Origin of the sequence: Corynebacterium sp. HMSC074C04 (assembly GCF_001838295.1) — a bacterium.
GTDB classification, from domain to species: domain Bacteria; phylum Actinomycetota; class Actinomycetes; order Mycobacteriales; family Mycobacteriaceae; genus Corynebacterium; species Corynebacterium amycolatum.
In genome coordinates this window covers 466990-482378 of sequence record NZ_KV836270.1, presented here as the reverse complement: position 1 = coordinate 482378, position 15389 = coordinate 466990, and the positions used below count along the sequence as shown (strand labels likewise).

The window sequence follows — 15389 nt, the reverse complement described above, 5'->3', positions numbered from 1 at the left end:
TTTTCGGCAGGGCCCTGTCCGACAAATTTCTTCCAGAGGCTAGCAATGACGAGGAAGAATACGATGAAACCTGCTGCGGACAACGTGGAATGCAATAGCACATTCTGTTGCCAATAAAACGCGGTGAGAACGTGCAGGATGTAGATAGTCAGTGACATTGTTCCCATAGCCGCGAATGGGTAAACCACAGCTGGGAAACGATCGCCTACGAACAGGCACAAGTGCAACACAACAGCGGCAACAGCGACGGAGAGAATGATTTCGCCGAAGACGCCAGTGTGTCCGGTAAAGCGGAGCCAGCCAGCAATCTCGGGATTAAATCGGAAGTACATGCCGACGGCAGTGATGACAACGCTGACAGCGGTAACAATCCAGCTCAACCGAGTATTGGCGCTGGTCTCAGAGGTGGAAGTGCTTTGCAGACGACCGCGTAAGTAGACGTCGTAAAGCAGCATGCCGCCGATGAAATATGCAATCCACGCGAGTAGCGGATAAATTTGTGGCAGCGTCATAGGCGCGTACTTGATTGTGGCGGCGATGGTTGCGGCGATGAAGAAGCCGACTCGCCACCAGGTTCCGAGCGCTGGCATCCAGGAAACCAGCATCATTACCAGGCCCATGATGACGAGGACCACCTGAATTTCTCCACCGACCGGCAATAGTGCCAGGCCGATGAGAATGATAAGGGCACCGCGGGTGATTAGACGCAAGAAGGTAGTGCTGCTGTAATTACGGCCGATGATTATCATTGTGGCGCCGGCGATGATGGCGAACAGTGATGAGGGTAGGCCAGAGAGCACAACCTTTGTGCTCCAAAGTAGTGAGGCCATATGGACAATAATCATGCCGATGATGGCGAGTGAGCGCGCTATATCAAGCCCCACGATTCGGGTAGGTTTATTCACCCCAGATTTCTCCTTTACTACAACTTATAGGGAGGTGCTCTTTGGTAAAAAGCACTCTCTACAAACGGCGTATTGAAAACGACTTTCTAGTTGTAGCAGCTGAATCTGGCAATACATTAAGTGAGCATGTGTAAAACGCAGTGTTTCGTCTGTGTTTTTACTGGGAAACTAGCGCGCTCAAAAGCTAAGAGGCAGGCGTAGCCTGGTGGCATGACATCGATGCTGACGAGTTTCACCTGGGCTGAGGTGCCAGGAGTCTTCCTCGCGTACCTGTTGATTATTGCCATCCCCACCGCTCTCGCGTGGGTGGGTACCGCGTGGCTGGCCAAAAAGTCCGGCGAGCGCATCGCATATGGGCACACGGTTTTCGTCTTTGTCGCCGCATTCTTAATCTGCTTTTGTACGCTCGCGTGGATGCCCGAGGGTGAATACAACTACTCGCCATGGCAGGTTTTCTGCAGTGGCTTCGCGATGGTCATCCTCACTGCCTCTGCCATGATGCGCGTGCCCGCCCCAACTCTGAACCTGCTGCCCACCTGGTGGGCAGCGGTCGCCGGCTATACCCTGTGCTGGAGCATCATCGCCGGCACTGACGACATCACCGGGCTTTGGGGAGTCGGTCTGATATTCCTGCTCCTCGGTCTCATCGCAGGCGTCGGCGCAGTCGTGTGGCTTACGCTGGCGATAAGGAGGCTTTTGTTGGATTCTGCCGCTTAGGAATTCTTAGTGGAACGGAGTTCGACAGCTAACTTGTAGATACGGCGCTCGAGGTCATCGCGAATCAGATTCATGCGCACTTCTCCTTCGATGCCTCGTTTTGAAGGCTCGTCAGTAAGCCAACGCTCGAGTGAGCCATGAGCGTCCGAGGGGAGCTCTACATGAGCGGCATCGCCGATGATGACAATACGATCTGCAGTTCGGAGAATCGTGGGGTCAATGGGTTTTGGTGATACACCGTCCATAGAGGCGCCGATTTTTGCAACTGATTTGGCTGCAAGCGCATTGGTAGTAGTTTTGGGGTTCGTTCCTGCTGAAAGGGCGATGAACTGCGTGGCATATTTTGCACGCGCAATGGCCTCGGCCATCTGGGATTTACCGGCATTTGCCACGCAGATGAAAAGTACCTTCGGGATTTCCTTCATTTCAGAACCCTTTTTCTATAGTTTGTCCGGTACGGAAAGGTCATTGGGGAAAAGGCGCGGCCCGAGCCAGCGGGTGACGTAGACAAGTGCAACGAGTACGGGTACTTCAATAAGTGGTCCAATCGTTCCCGCAAGTGCTTGCTGGGACAATGGGCCGAAGGTGCCAATCGCAACCGCAATTGCCAACTCGAAGTTATTCCCGGCAGCCGTAAAGGCAATCGATGCGGAGGTTGCGTAGTTCATGCCCGCGGCCTTGGCCGAAGTGAGAGCGATTGCGAACATGGCGAGGAAGTAGATCACTAGTGGTAGCGCCACTTTTGCAACGGTCCAGGGATTCTCAAGAATCTGCTGTGACTGAAGCGCAAAGAGCAACACGATTGTGTATAGAAGGCCGGCAAGCGCCAATGGCGAGATTTTGGGCAAGTACTCATTTTCATACCAGTCGCGACCACGGGTGCGTTCACCAATTATGCGTGATGCTGCGCCAGCTAGAAGCGGAATACCGAGGAATACCACTACGGATAGTGCGATTGCCCAAAAAGAAAAGGTGGCGGAAGTGGTTTCCAGTCCCAACCAGGAGGGCAGAATCTGCAGGTAGAACCACCCTAGAGCGCCGAACATGAGAATTTGAAATAGCGAGTTTACGGCCACCAGTACGGCAGCGACTTCAGTATCGCCGCAAGATAGGTCGTTCCAGACCAAAACCATTGCAATGCAGCGGGCGAGACCGACGATGATCACGCCAGTGCGCAGTTCTGGACTATCACTGAGGAATATCCAGGCAAGGGCGAACATCAGTGCGGGGCCGAGAATCCAATTGAGGAAGACTGTGATGCCCATCAGCTTCCTGGATGTCAAAATTTTGCCCGTTTTGTCGTATCGAACCTTTGCGAGCGGTGGGTACATCATGACCAGCAAGCCGATGGCGATTGGTACGGAAATTGTCGCAATTTTTGCCTCTGCCAGCCAGTTCACAAGTGACGGTGCAATTTTGCCCAGAATGAGGCCAATTGCCATTGCAGCTGCAATCCATAGCGGCAAGAAGCGATCTAGGAAGCTGAGTGACTTTGTAGTCTGTGTCATAGTTTCCTGTGTAACCAATATATCGATGATTGTCAATATATTTAGAGGGGAGGCCGTGTAGCCTCAACAGGTATGGACGAAATCTCAGAATGCTGTGCACTTGGCGGTCGGCCTCTCGACGCGGCGGAAGCGCAGGCTGCGGCAACGCTCTTCAAAGCGCTGGCGCAACCGGCGCGCCTGCAAATTTTGTCTCAGCTCGCTGCCGCTGGCTGTAGCCCGATGACCGTGGGGGAGCTGGCCGCTGTTTCTGGGCTTAGTCAGCCTACGGTGTCGCATCATTTAAAGACCATGGCGGATGCCGGGCTGCTAACTAGATCTAAGAGTGGACGGGTAGTAACCCATGAGGTACGCCCTGAGGTATTTGCTGAGCTGCGACGTATCCTGGATATCGGTCACGCGGACGGGAGGTAGTGAGCCGCTCGTCGCAAATTGCGATAGGTTGGAAAACTCTGGTTACCTATTCAGGCGCTTGACGACGGCGTCGTGAAGCAACCCATTCGTCGCAACCGCGTCCCCGCCGTGCGGCCCGTTGACACCCGCTAGAGAAGTGAAGCGGCCGCCAGCTTCCTCCACCAGAATCGCAAGAGCTGCCAGGTCCCACAGGGAAACCTCCGGCTCCGCGGCGACATCGACCGCACCCTCCGCTACCAGGCAGTAGGAGAAGAAGTCGCCATAGCCGCGCAGGCGCCAGGCGTCATCGGTGAGACCGATGAAGTTGTCGCGCAAATCGCGCTCGGCCCAACCTGTGAGCGAAGAGTTGGAGATTGAGCAGTCCGCGACATCTGCTACCTTCGAGACTTCAATGCGGCTCTCAGCGGCTTCCCGGCCGCCGACCTGCACGCGCTTGAATGCGCCGTCGCCCTTGGACGCCCACCAGCGACGTCCCAGCGCAGGGGCGGAAACCACGCCGACAACCGGCTTGCCGTCTTCCAACAGGGCAATCAAGGTGGCCCAGACCGGGACATTGCGCACGAAGTTCTTCGTGCCGTCGATGGGGTCGATGACCCACTGACGGCCCTCAAACACAGCTTCGCCACCGAATTCTTCGCCGAGGACCTCATCGCTCGGGCGCTTGTCCGACAGAATCTCGCGGAGCAGCTTTTCGCACGCGATATCGGCATCGGAGACCGGTGTGAGGTCGGGCTTGGACTCGACGACTAGGTTGGCCGCCTCGAAGCGGGACATTGTGAGGTCGTCGGCTGCGTCGGCAAGCGAGAGTGCGAGGGCGAGATCTTCGGAGTAAGAGGTGGTCATGGCCGAAATTCTAGCGCAGAACCTCACGTAACTCTGCGACCTGGCCGCTTGAGCCCGCGAGCTTCCAGCGCCCCACCGACGTGCATTCGCCGCCTGCGCCCTTAATAAGTGCGTATCCCGGCAGCCAGTCCCAGGCCGCGACGTCGCGCTGGAACCATACGCCGATGCGGCCATCGGCTACGCCGGCCATATCCACCGACGCTGAGCCCAGCATGCGCCAGGTAGCGCTGCGAGACACCGCATCCAGCCAGGACTTTGTGGCCGTGACCTCGGATTCCTCGCTCGAGTTCACCACCGCGGTGTGGAGGTAGGTCGCTGCGCAGACTTCCGAGAGCGGATGGTCAGTGACTCGAAGGTCGTCAATAGTGCCGTCAATGTTGATACGACTGGTCGGCAGATTGGGGCCGCCAATCCAGCTTTCGCCCGTTGCCGGGCGATGCACCGCACCGAGGATGACCTCATCCGGATTGCTCGCATCGCCCATAACCAGCGCCAACGCACTGCACCAGTAGTCCGAACCAGTGGTGAAATTGTAGGTGCCATCGACAGGGTCAATCACCCACGTGCGACCCGATTGGGATTCCTTCGCCGACCCTTCCTCGCCAAGAATGCCGTCCTCCGGGCGGAGCGCGGCCAAGGCCTCGACGACGAACTTCTCCGCTGCGCGGTCGGCCGCGGTGACGACGTCGGAAATCGATGTCTTGTACTCCGTGACCAGGCCTTCGTCGCGCATGCGAGCAGCAATGGCAGCGGCACGCTTCACGATGGCAACCGCAACACTGGTATCCGATGCCACAATTGACTCGGAAACTTGGGAGAGAAAGAGTTCTAGGTCTTGGCTGGAATCTTGGCTGGCGGTGGATTCAGACATACGTCCTATTGTGCACCGAAACAGGAGGTATAGCTAAGGTAGTACCCGTGAACCCGGATCTGAATGCTGACCTCAAAGAACTCGACGCGACGCTGACCACCATTGAGAAGGTGGTCGATGTCGACGAGCTTTCCGACCGGATCAGGGAGTTGGAAGCCCAGGCCGCCGACCCGTCGCTGTGGGATGACCCCGACCACGCGCAGCAGGTCACCAGTGCACTGTCGCAGGCGCAGGCGAAGAAGAAAAAGATTGACTCGCTGCGCGGGCGCCTCGACGATCTCTCCGTGATGTACGAACTCGCGGAAGAGGAGGGCGACCCCGACGCCGTCGAGATGGCCGATGCCGAACGCGCTGAGCTGCGTGCCGACATCGAATCCCTCGAGGTCACGACGATGCTTTCGGGGCCTTACGACGAGCGCGAGGCGGTCATCAACATCCGCTCCGGTGCCGGTGGCGTGGATGCCGCTGACTGGGCCGAGATGCTCATGCGCATGTACCTGCGCTGGGCCGACAAACACGGGCATAAGGTCGAGGTTTACGACACGTCCTACGCTGAAGAGGCCGGTATTAAGTCCGCTACTTTCGTCGTCCATGGCGAGTACATGTACGGCACCCTCTCGGTCGAGCAGGGCGCACACCGTCTGGTTCGCATCAGTCCTTTTGATAACCAGGGGCGCCGCCAGACTTCCTTCGCCGAGGTAGAGGTGCTGCCGGTCGTCGAGGAAACAGATCACATCGACATCCCCGAGTCAGATTTGCGTATCGACGTCTACCGCTCCTCCGGCCCAGGCGGACAGTCGGTGAACACCACGGACTCCGCGGTCCGGCTTACACACGTCCCAACCGGCATAGTGGTGACCTGTCAGAACGAGAAGTCGCAGCACCAAAACAAGGCATCTGCCATGCGCGTTCTGCAAGCGAAGTTGCTGGAGAAGAAGCGCCAGGAAGAGCGCGCGGAGCTGGACGCCCTTGGCGCCGGTGGTAATGCCTCGTGGGGTAACCAGATGCGCTCTTATGTGCTGCACCCGTACCAGATGGTGAAGGATCTGCGTACCGAATACGAAGTCAACAACCCACAGTCGGTCCTCGACGGGGACCTCGACGGGTTCATCGAGGCCGGTATTCGCTGGCGCATGGCCCAGCAGTCCGAAGGGGAGTAGTGCTAGAAGGGCGGTTCGTCTTCGGGCGCTTCCGGTGCCTTGGGTGTTTCCGGTGTGGTGGGCTCGTCGGCTTCTCCGTTTCTCTCGTTTTTGTTCATTCCCAGTTCTTCGCGAGCCTGATTTGTCAGCTCCTGTGATTCGCGGAGGTGTTCCAACCTCTGCTCGTTGTATTCCTTGAGTGTCTGTGCTTTCTTTGTCTTGCGCAGGTCGAAAGAGTAGCGACCGTGGCCGGAGAGCGGTCCTGTTTCTGTACTGATAAGCGCAGCTTTTTCGGTGCTTTGATCAGTGGCGGAGGTCCAGTACTCCACGCCGTCGATATCGCGCACGACATTCCAAAGACCGGCCGTTTTTAGATTGTGGTGCCGGCGGCATAGGCAATGGAGGTTGGGCGTTTCGGTTTGGCCACCTTCTTCGGGATTCTCGTGGTTATACGGCTGAATGTGGTCGATGTCGCACTTCGTTGCATCGACATCGCATCCGGGAAAGCGGCAGGTGCCGTCTCTACCTTGGACGTAAGTACGCTGTCGCTCTGTTGGCGAGTACTTTTCCGTTTTCTCGTCCGCTAGTAGCCGGATGCTAGTGACTCGATCGAGCCAGGATTCAGTGGCGATTTTGTTGATCCACCCCAGACCGCCGATCCATGCCTCCTGTGGCTTGTCTTGAGTAAGTGGGCAGTACAGATTCAACGTGGCGGTGACCTGAGCAGTCCCGTGCAGAAGGTGTGAAAAAGCCTCGACGAAGTCGCAGTCCTGATCAGCGGTAATTTCTTCCAAGACCTTCTGAAACTCAATTGCCCGCTCAGGCATCAGTTCCATGGTGACTTCAGTGAGGTTGTCCTTTAACTCGAACTTTATAGATTCGCCAGCTTTTTGCTCGATGCCTTTTTGAAACGAAGTAATCGGCGGGTCGTACTCATTTTTAGGGCGCAATAGCGGGCTGACTTCATTAATAAATCGCTGAATATTCTGTTGAAGACTCCGAACCCCGCGAAGAACTTCACCATCGACTCGCGGCGTGATCAGTTCGAGGAGATGGTCTTCGAAATATTTCACAGTAGAGGCGTCATCCAAGGGGAGGAGGGCTGTGGCAATGACCCGCATGTGGGGAAGCGGTAGCTGTGCGCGTTTGAGCAGAAGCTCTTTCAACCGCGGGAGCCGCTCTAGCTGCATCCCGATATCGATGTACTGGAGTGTTCTCCCGCGCGACATGCCAAGAGCTGGAGCGATTTTGGCGATGTAATCTTCGACATCTTTTGTTGAAGAAGACGGAACACAAGCAAGGGCAAGCTGCAGATCAGCTCGATTACGGCCAATTCCAAGACGTGCTGGTGCTGTTTGAGAAATCTCATGGTGAAAGCGTGGCGCTGTTGCTTCCATCGCCGCAGCGTAAGTGCGTTTCCGTGGTATATGTTCCCCGCTGGCCATTGTTGAATCCCCCTGAAAGATAAGGCCTGGATGTTGAAATGTTGAAATAAGGAAGAGGTAGGGAAAATATTTTCGACTAACTCTGAGTGTCAGTTTTCCGAGCTTTAAGCAGCTCGGCGACGTTATTTGGTGTTTTTAATCCTCGCGTTTAATCTTTCATCGCTCATTTTAATCGAACATGCAGGCGAAGTAAAGGGGGGTAGAGATTCTTGAGAAAATTCTTTCGAATACTGTCGTAGCGTGCACTTCTGTGTGGTCGCGCGCTCTGGGGGGGGCAATGTCACCTAGCTCCGCAGCCTCGCTATTCCGGCGCCCAATTCCACGCATTCCAGAGTGACTTGAGTGGCTTAAGTGATTAGAGTGTCTATCTATGATCACTTTCGACGGGGTTACCAAGTCCTACTCGACTTCTAGCCGACCAGCTCTCGACGATGTTTCAGTCCACATAGATAAAGGTGAGTTTGTTTTTCTTATTGGACCGTCGGGCTCTGGTAAGTCGACATTCCTGCGCCTTATGGTGCGTGAAGAGAAAGTGGATTCAGGAAAACTGACGGTTGCAGACCAGGATTTGACTAAGATCTCTCGCCGCAACATCCCGAAATTGCGTCAAAAGGTGGGGTACGTCTTCCAGGACTTCCGCCTGCTGCAAAAGAAGACCGTGTACGAAAATGTCGCGTTCGCATTGCAGGTTATTGGCAAGCCGAAGGCGAAAATCGACAAAGCTGTTCCGGAAACGCTTGAAATGGTCGGGCTCTCGGGCAAGGAAAATCGCTACCCGCACGAGTTGTCGGGTGGTGAGCAGCAGCGCGTTGCCATTGCTCGCGCCTTCGTCAACCGCCCGCTCATCTTGCTTGCCGACGAGCCCACCGGCAACCTCGACCCAAGCACTTCCGGTGACATCATGCTCTTGCTTGACCGCATCAATCGCATGGGGACGACCGTTATCGTGTCGACTCACGACAACGATGCCGTCGACTCCATGCGTCGCCGCGTGTTGGAGCTGGAGCTGGGGCGTCTCGTGCGTGACGACGCCACGGGTGTTTACGGCCTGAACAATTAACAGACAGTCCATCGGTAGAAGAACTCATTCGAAAGGTATTACTGACCTATGAAGACTCGCTTTGTCCTCGGTGAGGCTTTCTCCTCCTTGGGCCGAAACATCACGATGACCATCGCGATGATTATTACGACCGCGGTGTCGTTGGCGCTGCTTGCGACCGGCATCCTGGTTACTGAGCAGACCAGCCGCACGAAGGATCTCTATCTCGATCGCGTAGAAGTGCAGATCGAACTGAATGAACAAATCTCCGCCGAGGACCAAACTTGCTCCTCGCCGGAGTGTGCTGAGGTCGTCGGCAAGCTTGAAGAGACTGACGGCGTTGATTCGGTGACCTTCCGAAATCGTCAGCAAAACTTTGACCACTTCGTGGAGATGTTTAAGGATAGCGACCCCGTGCTCGTAGAAAATGCGACGCCGGAGTCGCTGCCTGCTGTCGTGATGGTGCGTCTGAGCGACCCGACCGATGTCAGCCCGCTGGATCCGATTCGGGAGCTGCCACAGGTCGACCACGTTACTGACCAGCATGAAGAGATCGGTACTGCAGCTCAGAACCTGGACTCGGTGCGAAATGCGACCTTCCTGCTGGCGGCGGTGCAGGCCGTTGCCGCTGTGTTCCTGATTGCGAACATGGTCCAGATTGCGGCGTTCTCGCGTCGTAAGGAAGTTGAGATTATGCGCATGGTCGGTGCCAGCCGCTGGTTCACACAGGCGCCGTTCGTCCTCGAGGCGGTGATTGCGTCGCTGATTGGTGGTCTGCTGGCCATCGGTGCGCTGTTCCTGGGTAAGGCGACGGTCATCGATCCGGCGCTGAGTAACCTGTACAAGGCACAGCTTCTGGCGCCGCTGACCAACGGCGATATTGGTGTGGTGGCGCCAATCGTGGTCATTATCGGCATGGTCTTTGCTGGGCTTGTTGCGCAGGTCACGCTGCGTTTTTACTCGCGTGACTAGGGCTCCAATTAGGTTTGCGATTAGACCCCTCGGTTAAACCCGGTGAATAGGGTCAGGGCAGGGTGCCAGGTAAGCTGAGGACTATGAATAATGACGACGTCCAGCGCCCACCGAAGCTCGACAAGAAGGCTTATGAGGCCGAGCTCAAAAAGCTCCAGGCAGAGCTCGTCGAAATGCAGCAGTGGGTGGTAGAAACCGGTGCCCGAATTGTCATCGTGATGGAGGGGCGTGACGCTGCCGGCAAGGGGTCGGCTATTAAGCGCATCACGCAGTACCTGAACCCCCGTACCTGTCGCATTGAGGCTCTGCCGGCTCCGACGAGCCGTGAGCAGGGGCAGTGGTACTTCCAGCGTTATGTCGAAAAGTTGCCGACTGCTGGTGAGATCGTGATTTTCGACCGCTCCTGGTACAACCGCGCCGGCGTTGAGCGCGTCATGGGCTTCTGTACCTCGCAGGAGTACCGTCGCTTCCTGCACCAGGCTCCAATCTTCGAGCGTCTGCTGGTTGAAGACGGCATTATCCTGCGCAAATACTGGTTCTCCGTGTCGGACGAGGAGCAGGTTGCTCGCTTCAAGTCCCGTCGTGAAGATCCGCTGCGCCGCTGGAAGCTCTCGCCGATGGACCTGGAGTCCATCACTCGCTGGGAGGACTACTCCCGCGCTAAGGATGAGATGTTCATCCACACCGATATCCCGTCCGCACCGTGGTTCACGGTTGAGTCCGAGGACAAGAAGCGCTCGCGTATCAATGTCATCAACCACCTGCTGACCACCATTCCGTACGAGCACATTCAGCGGGATGTTCCGGAAATTCCGGAGCGTCCGGAGTCTGAGGGGAGCTACGAGCGTCCGCCGCGTACTGAATTCCGCTATGTGCCGGACGTTGCCGCGAAGCTCGAAGCTGACCGTGTGAAGGGTGCAGGCAAGTCCGATAAGAAGGGCAAGAAGCATAAGAAGCATAAGAAGGACAAGAAGAGCAAGAAGAAGTAGCTTCTTTGTTTAGGCATTTCTCGCCGCCGTCAGTCGTTCCATCAAGCCAGAGCCTTTCCATAGATAGTTATCTGTGTCACACTGGGTGGCATGACTGCTACTGATAACGGTTCTGGCACTGCACGCACCGAGGTCAATGAGCCAAAGGTGCTGCGAGAAGTCCACGGGCAATCAGGCCACCTTCGGCTGAACAGGCCGAAGGCGCTTAATTCGCTCGATTTGGATATGGTCACCGAGGTCGTCGAGGGGCTCCGCGCATGGCGTGACGACGACTCGGTGGATCACATTGTTGTTTCATCCGGTCACCCCAAGGCGTTTTGTGCCGGTGGTGACGTGCGCGCAGTTCGGCAGGCTGTGCTCGATGGTGTTCCGGAGCAGGGGGAGAAGTTCTTCCGGGACGAGTACCAGATGAACGCGATGATTGCGGAATTTGCGCAGTCCAAACCATATATCGCGATTATTGATGGCATCGCTATGGGCGGTGGCCTGGGAGTTTCCATGCACGGCTCCCACCGAATCGTGACTGAGCGAGCCAGCGCCTCCATGCCAGAAATGGCAATCGGCTTTGTGCCTGACGTGGGTATTACCTATTTTTCGCAGCATGTGAACACTCAGTTGGGAGGGCCTTCGCCGGCGATTGCTCGGTTTGCAGGACTGACCGGTTACCGCCTAACTGCGGCGGACATGCTGTGGGCTGGATGGGCAACGCATGCGGTGCCATCCGCGCAACTGGACGAGTTCGTCGCGGCACTGGACCGAGATGGAATTGATTCGGCGCTTGCGGAGTATGCGCTCGATGTGGACTCGGCTGAGGCTCGTGAACTGCTCGGTGAGGCGCAGCTGGCCGAGTGGAGCGATTGCATCGAGGCCTGCTTCGGCGCTGATAGCTGGTTGGAGATTGAGCGTGCTCTCAACGAAGTCGCAGAGGCTGGCTCCTGTGCGTCGTCAACAGTGGAGACCTTCCGCGATCTGCTGGCACCCGCCAACCCGGAGAGTCTCGTGGCGGCAGTGGAGCTCTATGCAGCGAACGCGGGTCCGGAGGTTACGCTGCAGGAGGCTCTGAACCGGGAGATGAAGCTCGGCGCTTACATGCGTCAGCACCCCAATTTTGCCGAAGGCGTGCGGGCGGTTTTGGTGGACAAGGACCGCGACGCCACCTTCAAGCCCGCCTCCGTTCAGGAGGTCGATGTCGAGGGGATTCGTCAGCACCTGAGCTAAATAAGATTGCGCTCAATAGGGCTAAATAGGCCAGTGCTAGACAAAGCTGTGGCGGCCAGTCGTCGGCGCGAAATCATCGGCAATCATGGCCGCCAATTCGAGATAGCTCTGGGTAGTGGCGGGCTGGAGATTGTCCAGCTCGATATTTGCACCATTCGCAATGTGCGGGTCATAGGGGATGACCTGCACTGCGCGGCAGCGCTGGGCAAATAGTTCGTGCACGGTCTCTGTGGACAGCCCCTGTTTATTTAGCTCGTTGACCACCACGACAGTGGTAGAAACCAGCCGTTCGAAGCCGTGCGCTGAAAGCCAATCCAACGTCGTCCAGGCGCTTTTCACGCCGTCCAGTGCGGGCGTGGTGACCAGCACCAGGCAATTGGCCGCAGAAAGAATCGAAGCGGCGATGGGCTGCGTCAGGCCGGTACCACAATCAGTCAGGCTCACATTGTAATGACGCCGAAGGATGTCGAGGGCTGCGCAGTATTCACCGTCGGAAAGCGCGATCGTCGATGTCGGGTTTTGGTCGCTGCCGACAACCTCCAGGCGCGATGGAGTGTGAGATGTGTACGCGCGGACCTGCGCATATTTGTCCGTATCCGGGGCTCGGAGCAGATCGCGAATTGATGCGGGATTGGCCGCGGTGACGCGTGCGCCGAGGGTGCCAAAGTCCGGATTCGCGTCGATTGCGACGATTCGGTCACTGCGCAGGCTTGCAAGCGTGGCGCCCAGGCACATGGTTGTCGACGTCTTGCCGACGCCACCTTTCACGCTGACAACAGCGATGTTGTAGTCACCGTAGATAGGCTGTCGCACCCGCTCTATCAGCTCGCGTTGCTTGCGTGCCGACGATGATTCCCGCGGCGAAATTGCGCCCCAGGTAGCCTTATGAACCCAGCTGCGCCAGCCCGACTGTGGTGCCTGCCGCGAGTTCAGGCTAACCGCCAAGTCTGAGACGGAAACTGCGTGAGTGACTGCGTGTTTGGTGGAAGTCATAGACTTCGTCCCCTCCCCAAAATTCCCCAAAGTTTATCCCCGCCGTTGTTTTTACCATGCGGCCAGGACCACGGCGAGCCCAAAGACAGCATCGAGAATTCCGACCTGTTTGGGTGTCCACGGCTTAGCGCGGCGAGCACCGGAGATTGGCATGGCAAAAGACCTGATGAGAAGCCCAATGGTGACAATGGGCACACCGATGCTGATGAGATTCCGGTCGCGGAGCAGGATCCACCCGATGATGGCCGCAGCGGTAATGAGGGCGTGGTAGGTGACCGAGCCAATGAGCCACTGTCGGCTGCCGCGTTTGCGAATCATTGTTTTCACATAGGGCACGGTGCCGACGAAATATCCAGCGTAGATAGCCGCAATTGCCCAGGCTTTCGGGGTTGGCCCGGCGATAATGGGCACCATGAGGCTGGCGGCTAGAACAGTGGAGACACCAGAGAGAAGTGAGCGCGGTCGGCGCTGGTAGGTCTCCCAAATAGCGATAGCGGCAAGAGGGGCGATGAGGGCGACCCAGGTGAGAAGGGAAACGTCGGCAAGCAGAGTGATGCAGCCAGCGACGGCGGTGAGCGCGGTGTATGTGGCGGCGGGTGCCAGATGGCGGCGTTGGCGACGAGAGCGGAGCCAGACGCTGACGGCGAAAAATGCGAAGTAGCCGAGCAGCCACGTCGCGGTTACGGCAAGGCCTGTCCATGTGGGGTTGAGCGCGAGTGCAGTCAGCGGGGAATGGTGACCATGAACCAAGCGCCGTGCTGGTCCGGAACCCAGCCAGCGGAGCGCTTGTGGTGGGAGCAGCGGGCGGGGCGGGAAGGACGTGGCTGGCGGGGCTTTTGGCTCATACTACGCATTATAGATTCGTAAATATGTCGGGACTGTATTAGATCCTCATTGAATAAAATGCACATGCGCACAAGGCGACAGTGCTAACGTTGAACTCGCATTCTCAGGGCGAGGTGAAATTCCTCACCGGTGGTGAAGCTGCGGCTGACGCAGACAAGTCCACGAGCGCCCTACCTGTGGCCAGAAGGGTCATCAGGTAGGGGACAAGCAGATTTCGGTTGGAATCCGAAACCGACGGTCATAGTCCGGATGAAAGAGAAGGAGTTGAATAATTCGTGGAATACGTGTCGGATTTTTTGGTGGGTTTCCTCACTGCACAGCTCAGTGTGGCGGGAGCACCAATCTTAATTCGAGAAATTGTTGGTAACCTCTTTGGCCTCGCGTGTGCCTTCCTAGGTATGAAACGCAAGGTATGGGCCTGGCCGGTCGGCATTATCGGAAATGCCTTGCTGTTTACCGTCTTCCTCGGCGGAGTTTTCCACACGCCGCAAAATCTTGATCTCTATGGCCAGGCTGGGCGTCAGGTCATGTTTATCGTCGTCAGTCTCTACGGGTGGTTCAGCTGGGTCAAGAGCCGCAATCAGAGCGGTGATGAGGTCGCAATTGAGCCGCGGTGGGCGACGGCAACGGAACGCATTGGGATGATTGCCGTGGCTATCTTCGCCACAGTGATCTGTGCCAATGTCTTTGAGATGCTGGGCTCGTGGGGGCCATGGGCCGATGCCTGGATTTTCGTCGGTTCGATGCTAGCGACCTGGGCATGGCCCGCGGCTGGAACGAATTCTGGCTGATCTGGATTGCCGTTGACGCCGTGGGAGTGCCGTTGCTGCTCAAGGGTGGCTACTACCCGTCAGCAGCGCTGTACCTCTTCTACGGATGCTTCGTTATTTGGGGCTTTGTCTCCTGGGTTCGACTCGAGCACCAGCACGACAATAACCAGCAGAAGAGCTCCGAGACCGACCAAGTACCGGCTTTGGCAGCAGCCGAGCGGTAGGATAGTCCAGGTGAGCTTCCGACCAGATAACTCCCGTACCAACCGCGCCCATCAAGCCGAAGAGCGTGCCCGCAGTCTCGTGCAGGACGTCCTCGACCGCGAGGAGCGGGTACGCAACAATCTGGCCAGCGCTGATGTCGACCCGTGGACGATGCGTTTCGTCGTCGATGAGTCGATTTCTGAGGGCGCAATCATCACCTGGCGCAATGAGGCCACTCGTGCCCGCCGCATCATGCGCCGCTACGACATTCAACGGGGCTACCGCGAGAAGTTGCGCGAAGTTGAAAAGCGCATCGATGCCATGTTGCACCTCGCGGAGTCGCTGGAGGAATCGTGGGACGCCGCGGCACACGCTTCAAAGAGGCTTTCCGACGCGGAGGCCCGCGATGTCGCCGCCTTTGAGCGTGAGCGCGAGCGGCAAAATGACGCGGCAGAGACTAAGCGTCAGCGTGAGGAGAAGGTCCGCAAGTTCCGTCGGAAAGCGGAAAACATTGCTACC

Annotated in this window: 17 protein-coding genes, 1 pseudogene and 1 riboswitch; of the genes and pseudogenes, 9 read left to right on the top strand and 9 right to left on the bottom strand. The window is 57.1% G+C overall.

Annotated features, from left to right (window positions below):
- Positions 1-905: DUF418 domain-containing protein (locus tag HMPREF3011_RS03400; RefSeq protein ID WP_070841137.1), on the bottom strand; the 905-nt coding region annotated here is incomplete at its 3' end.
- Positions 906-1115: 210 nt separating this feature from the next.
- Between HMPREF3011_RS03400 and HMPREF3011_RS03395 the strand changes: the two genes are divergently transcribed.
- Positions 1116-1622, top strand: a complete 507-nt coding sequence (locus HMPREF3011_RS03395; RefSeq protein ID WP_038626279.1) for a hypothetical protein — start codon at positions 1116-1118, stop codon at positions 1620-1622.
- Here HMPREF3011_RS03395 and HMPREF3011_RS03390 read toward each other — a convergent pair.
- Together HMPREF3011_RS03390 and arsB are read right to left on the bottom strand one after the other, a co-directional pair.
- Positions 1619-2047 carry an arsenate-mycothiol transferase ArsC gene (locus tag HMPREF3011_RS03390; RefSeq protein WP_070841136.1) on the bottom strand — a complete coding sequence of 143 codons (429 nt, stop codon included), beginning with the start codon at positions 2045-2047 and terminating at the stop codon, positions 1619-1621. The two genes, HMPREF3011_RS03395 and HMPREF3011_RS03390, sit on opposite strands and share 4 nt — an antisense overlap.
- Before the next feature lie 15 nt (positions 2048-2062).
- Positions 2063-3130, bottom strand: a complete 1068-nt coding sequence (arsB, locus tag HMPREF3011_RS03385) for an ACR3 family arsenite efflux transporter (RefSeq protein ID WP_038626275.1) — start codon at positions 3128-3130, stop codon at positions 2063-2065.
- Positions 3131-3202: 72 nt separating this feature from the next.
- On the opposite strand from arsB, the gene HMPREF3011_RS03380 reads away from it, so the two are divergent.
- Positions 3203-3541 carry an ArsR/SmtB family transcription factor gene (locus HMPREF3011_RS03380; protein WP_016423238.1) on the top strand — a complete coding sequence of 113 codons (339 nt, stop codon included), beginning with the start codon at positions 3203-3205 and terminating at the stop codon, positions 3539-3541.
- 42 nt (positions 3542-3583) lie between these two features.
- On the opposite strand, the gene hisN is transcribed toward HMPREF3011_RS03380, so the two are convergent.
- A complete protein-coding gene (gene hisN / locus HMPREF3011_RS03375; RefSeq protein ID WP_038626273.1) occupies positions 3584-4384 on the bottom strand; it encodes a histidinol-phosphatase in 801 nt (266 codons plus the stop codon).
- Between the two features lie 10 nt (positions 4385-4394).
- Positions 4395-5255 (bottom strand): inositol monophosphatase family protein, encoded by an 861-nt coding sequence (locus HMPREF3011_RS03370; protein ID WP_038626271.1) that lies wholly within the window; start codon positions 5253-5255, stop codon positions 4395-4397.
- A 47-nt stretch (positions 5256-5302) separates the two neighbouring features.
- On the opposite strand from HMPREF3011_RS03370, the gene prfB reads away from it, so the two are divergent.
- Positions 5303-6415 carry a peptide chain release factor 2 gene (gene prfB, locus HMPREF3011_RS03365; RefSeq protein ID WP_038626269.1) on the top strand — a complete coding sequence of 371 codons (1113 nt, stop codon included), beginning with the start codon at positions 5303-5305 and terminating at the stop codon, positions 6413-6415.
- Positions 6416-6417: 2 nt separating this feature from the next.
- On the opposite strand, the gene HMPREF3011_RS03360 is transcribed toward prfB, so the two are convergent.
- Complete coding sequence (locus HMPREF3011_RS03360; RefSeq protein WP_038626267.1) at positions 6418-7791, bottom strand: HNH endonuclease signature motif containing protein; 1374 nt, start codon at positions 7789-7791, stop codon at positions 6418-6420.
- A 418-nt stretch (positions 7792-8209) separates the two neighbouring features.
- Between HMPREF3011_RS03360 and ftsE the strand changes: the two genes are divergently transcribed.
- From ftsE to HMPREF3011_RS03340, 4 genes are all read left to right on the top strand, one after another.
- Complete coding sequence (gene ftsE, locus HMPREF3011_RS03355) at positions 8210-8899, top strand: cell division ATP-binding protein FtsE (RefSeq protein WP_038626265.1); 690 nt, start codon at positions 8210-8212, stop codon at positions 8897-8899.
- A 48-nt stretch (positions 8900-8947) separates the two neighbouring features.
- Positions 8948-9850, top strand: coding sequence for a permease-like cell division protein FtsX (ftsX, locus tag HMPREF3011_RS03350; RefSeq protein ID WP_038626263.1), 903 nt, complete (start codon positions 8948-8950; stop codon positions 9848-9850).
- A gap of 83 nt (positions 9851-9933) precedes the next feature.
- Positions 9934-10839, top strand: coding sequence for a polyphosphate kinase 2 (gene ppk2 / locus HMPREF3011_RS03345; protein WP_038626261.1), 906 nt, complete (start codon positions 9934-9936; stop codon positions 10837-10839).
- Positions 10840-10929: 90 nt separating this feature from the next.
- Positions 10930-12057, top strand: a complete 1128-nt coding sequence (locus HMPREF3011_RS03340; protein WP_038626259.1) for an enoyl-CoA hydratase/isomerase family protein — start codon at positions 10930-10932, stop codon at positions 12055-12057.
- A 36-nt stretch (positions 12058-12093) separates the two neighbouring features.
- Here HMPREF3011_RS03340 and HMPREF3011_RS03335 read toward each other — a convergent pair whose 3' ends face one another.
- The 3 genes from HMPREF3011_RS03335 to HMPREF3011_RS11340 are packed head-to-tail and all read right to left on the bottom strand — an operon-like array spanning position 12094 to position 13895.
- Positions 12094-13050, bottom strand: a complete 957-nt coding sequence (locus HMPREF3011_RS03335; protein WP_049181359.1) for a MinD/ParA family ATP-binding protein — start codon at positions 13048-13050, stop codon at positions 12094-12096.
- Positions 13051-13101: 51 nt separating this feature from the next.
- A complete protein-coding gene (locus tag HMPREF3011_RS03330) occupies positions 13102-13800 on the bottom strand; it encodes a YwiC-like family protein (protein ID WP_246821399.1) in 699 nt (232 codons plus the stop codon).
- Positions 13773-13895 (bottom strand): YwiC-like family protein, encoded by a 123-nt coding sequence (locus HMPREF3011_RS11340; RefSeq protein WP_246821397.1) that lies wholly within the window; start codon positions 13893-13895, stop codon positions 13773-13775. Before HMPREF3011_RS11340 ends, HMPREF3011_RS03330 begins: the two co-directional genes overlap by 28 nt.
- 96 nt (positions 13896-13991) lie before the next feature.
- Positions 13992-14161, top strand: a riboswitch (FMN riboswitch).
- 10 nt (positions 14162-14171) lie between these two features.
- Between HMPREF3011_RS11340 and pnuC the strand changes: the two are divergent.
- Positions 14172-14890, top strand: a pseudogene (pnuC, locus tag HMPREF3011_RS03325) (nicotinamide riboside transporter PnuC).
- Between the two features lie 10 nt (positions 14891-14900).
- Positions 14901-15389 (top strand): hypothetical protein (locus HMPREF3011_RS03320; protein ID WP_246821396.1); only part of this gene is annotated, 489 nt, incomplete at its 3' end.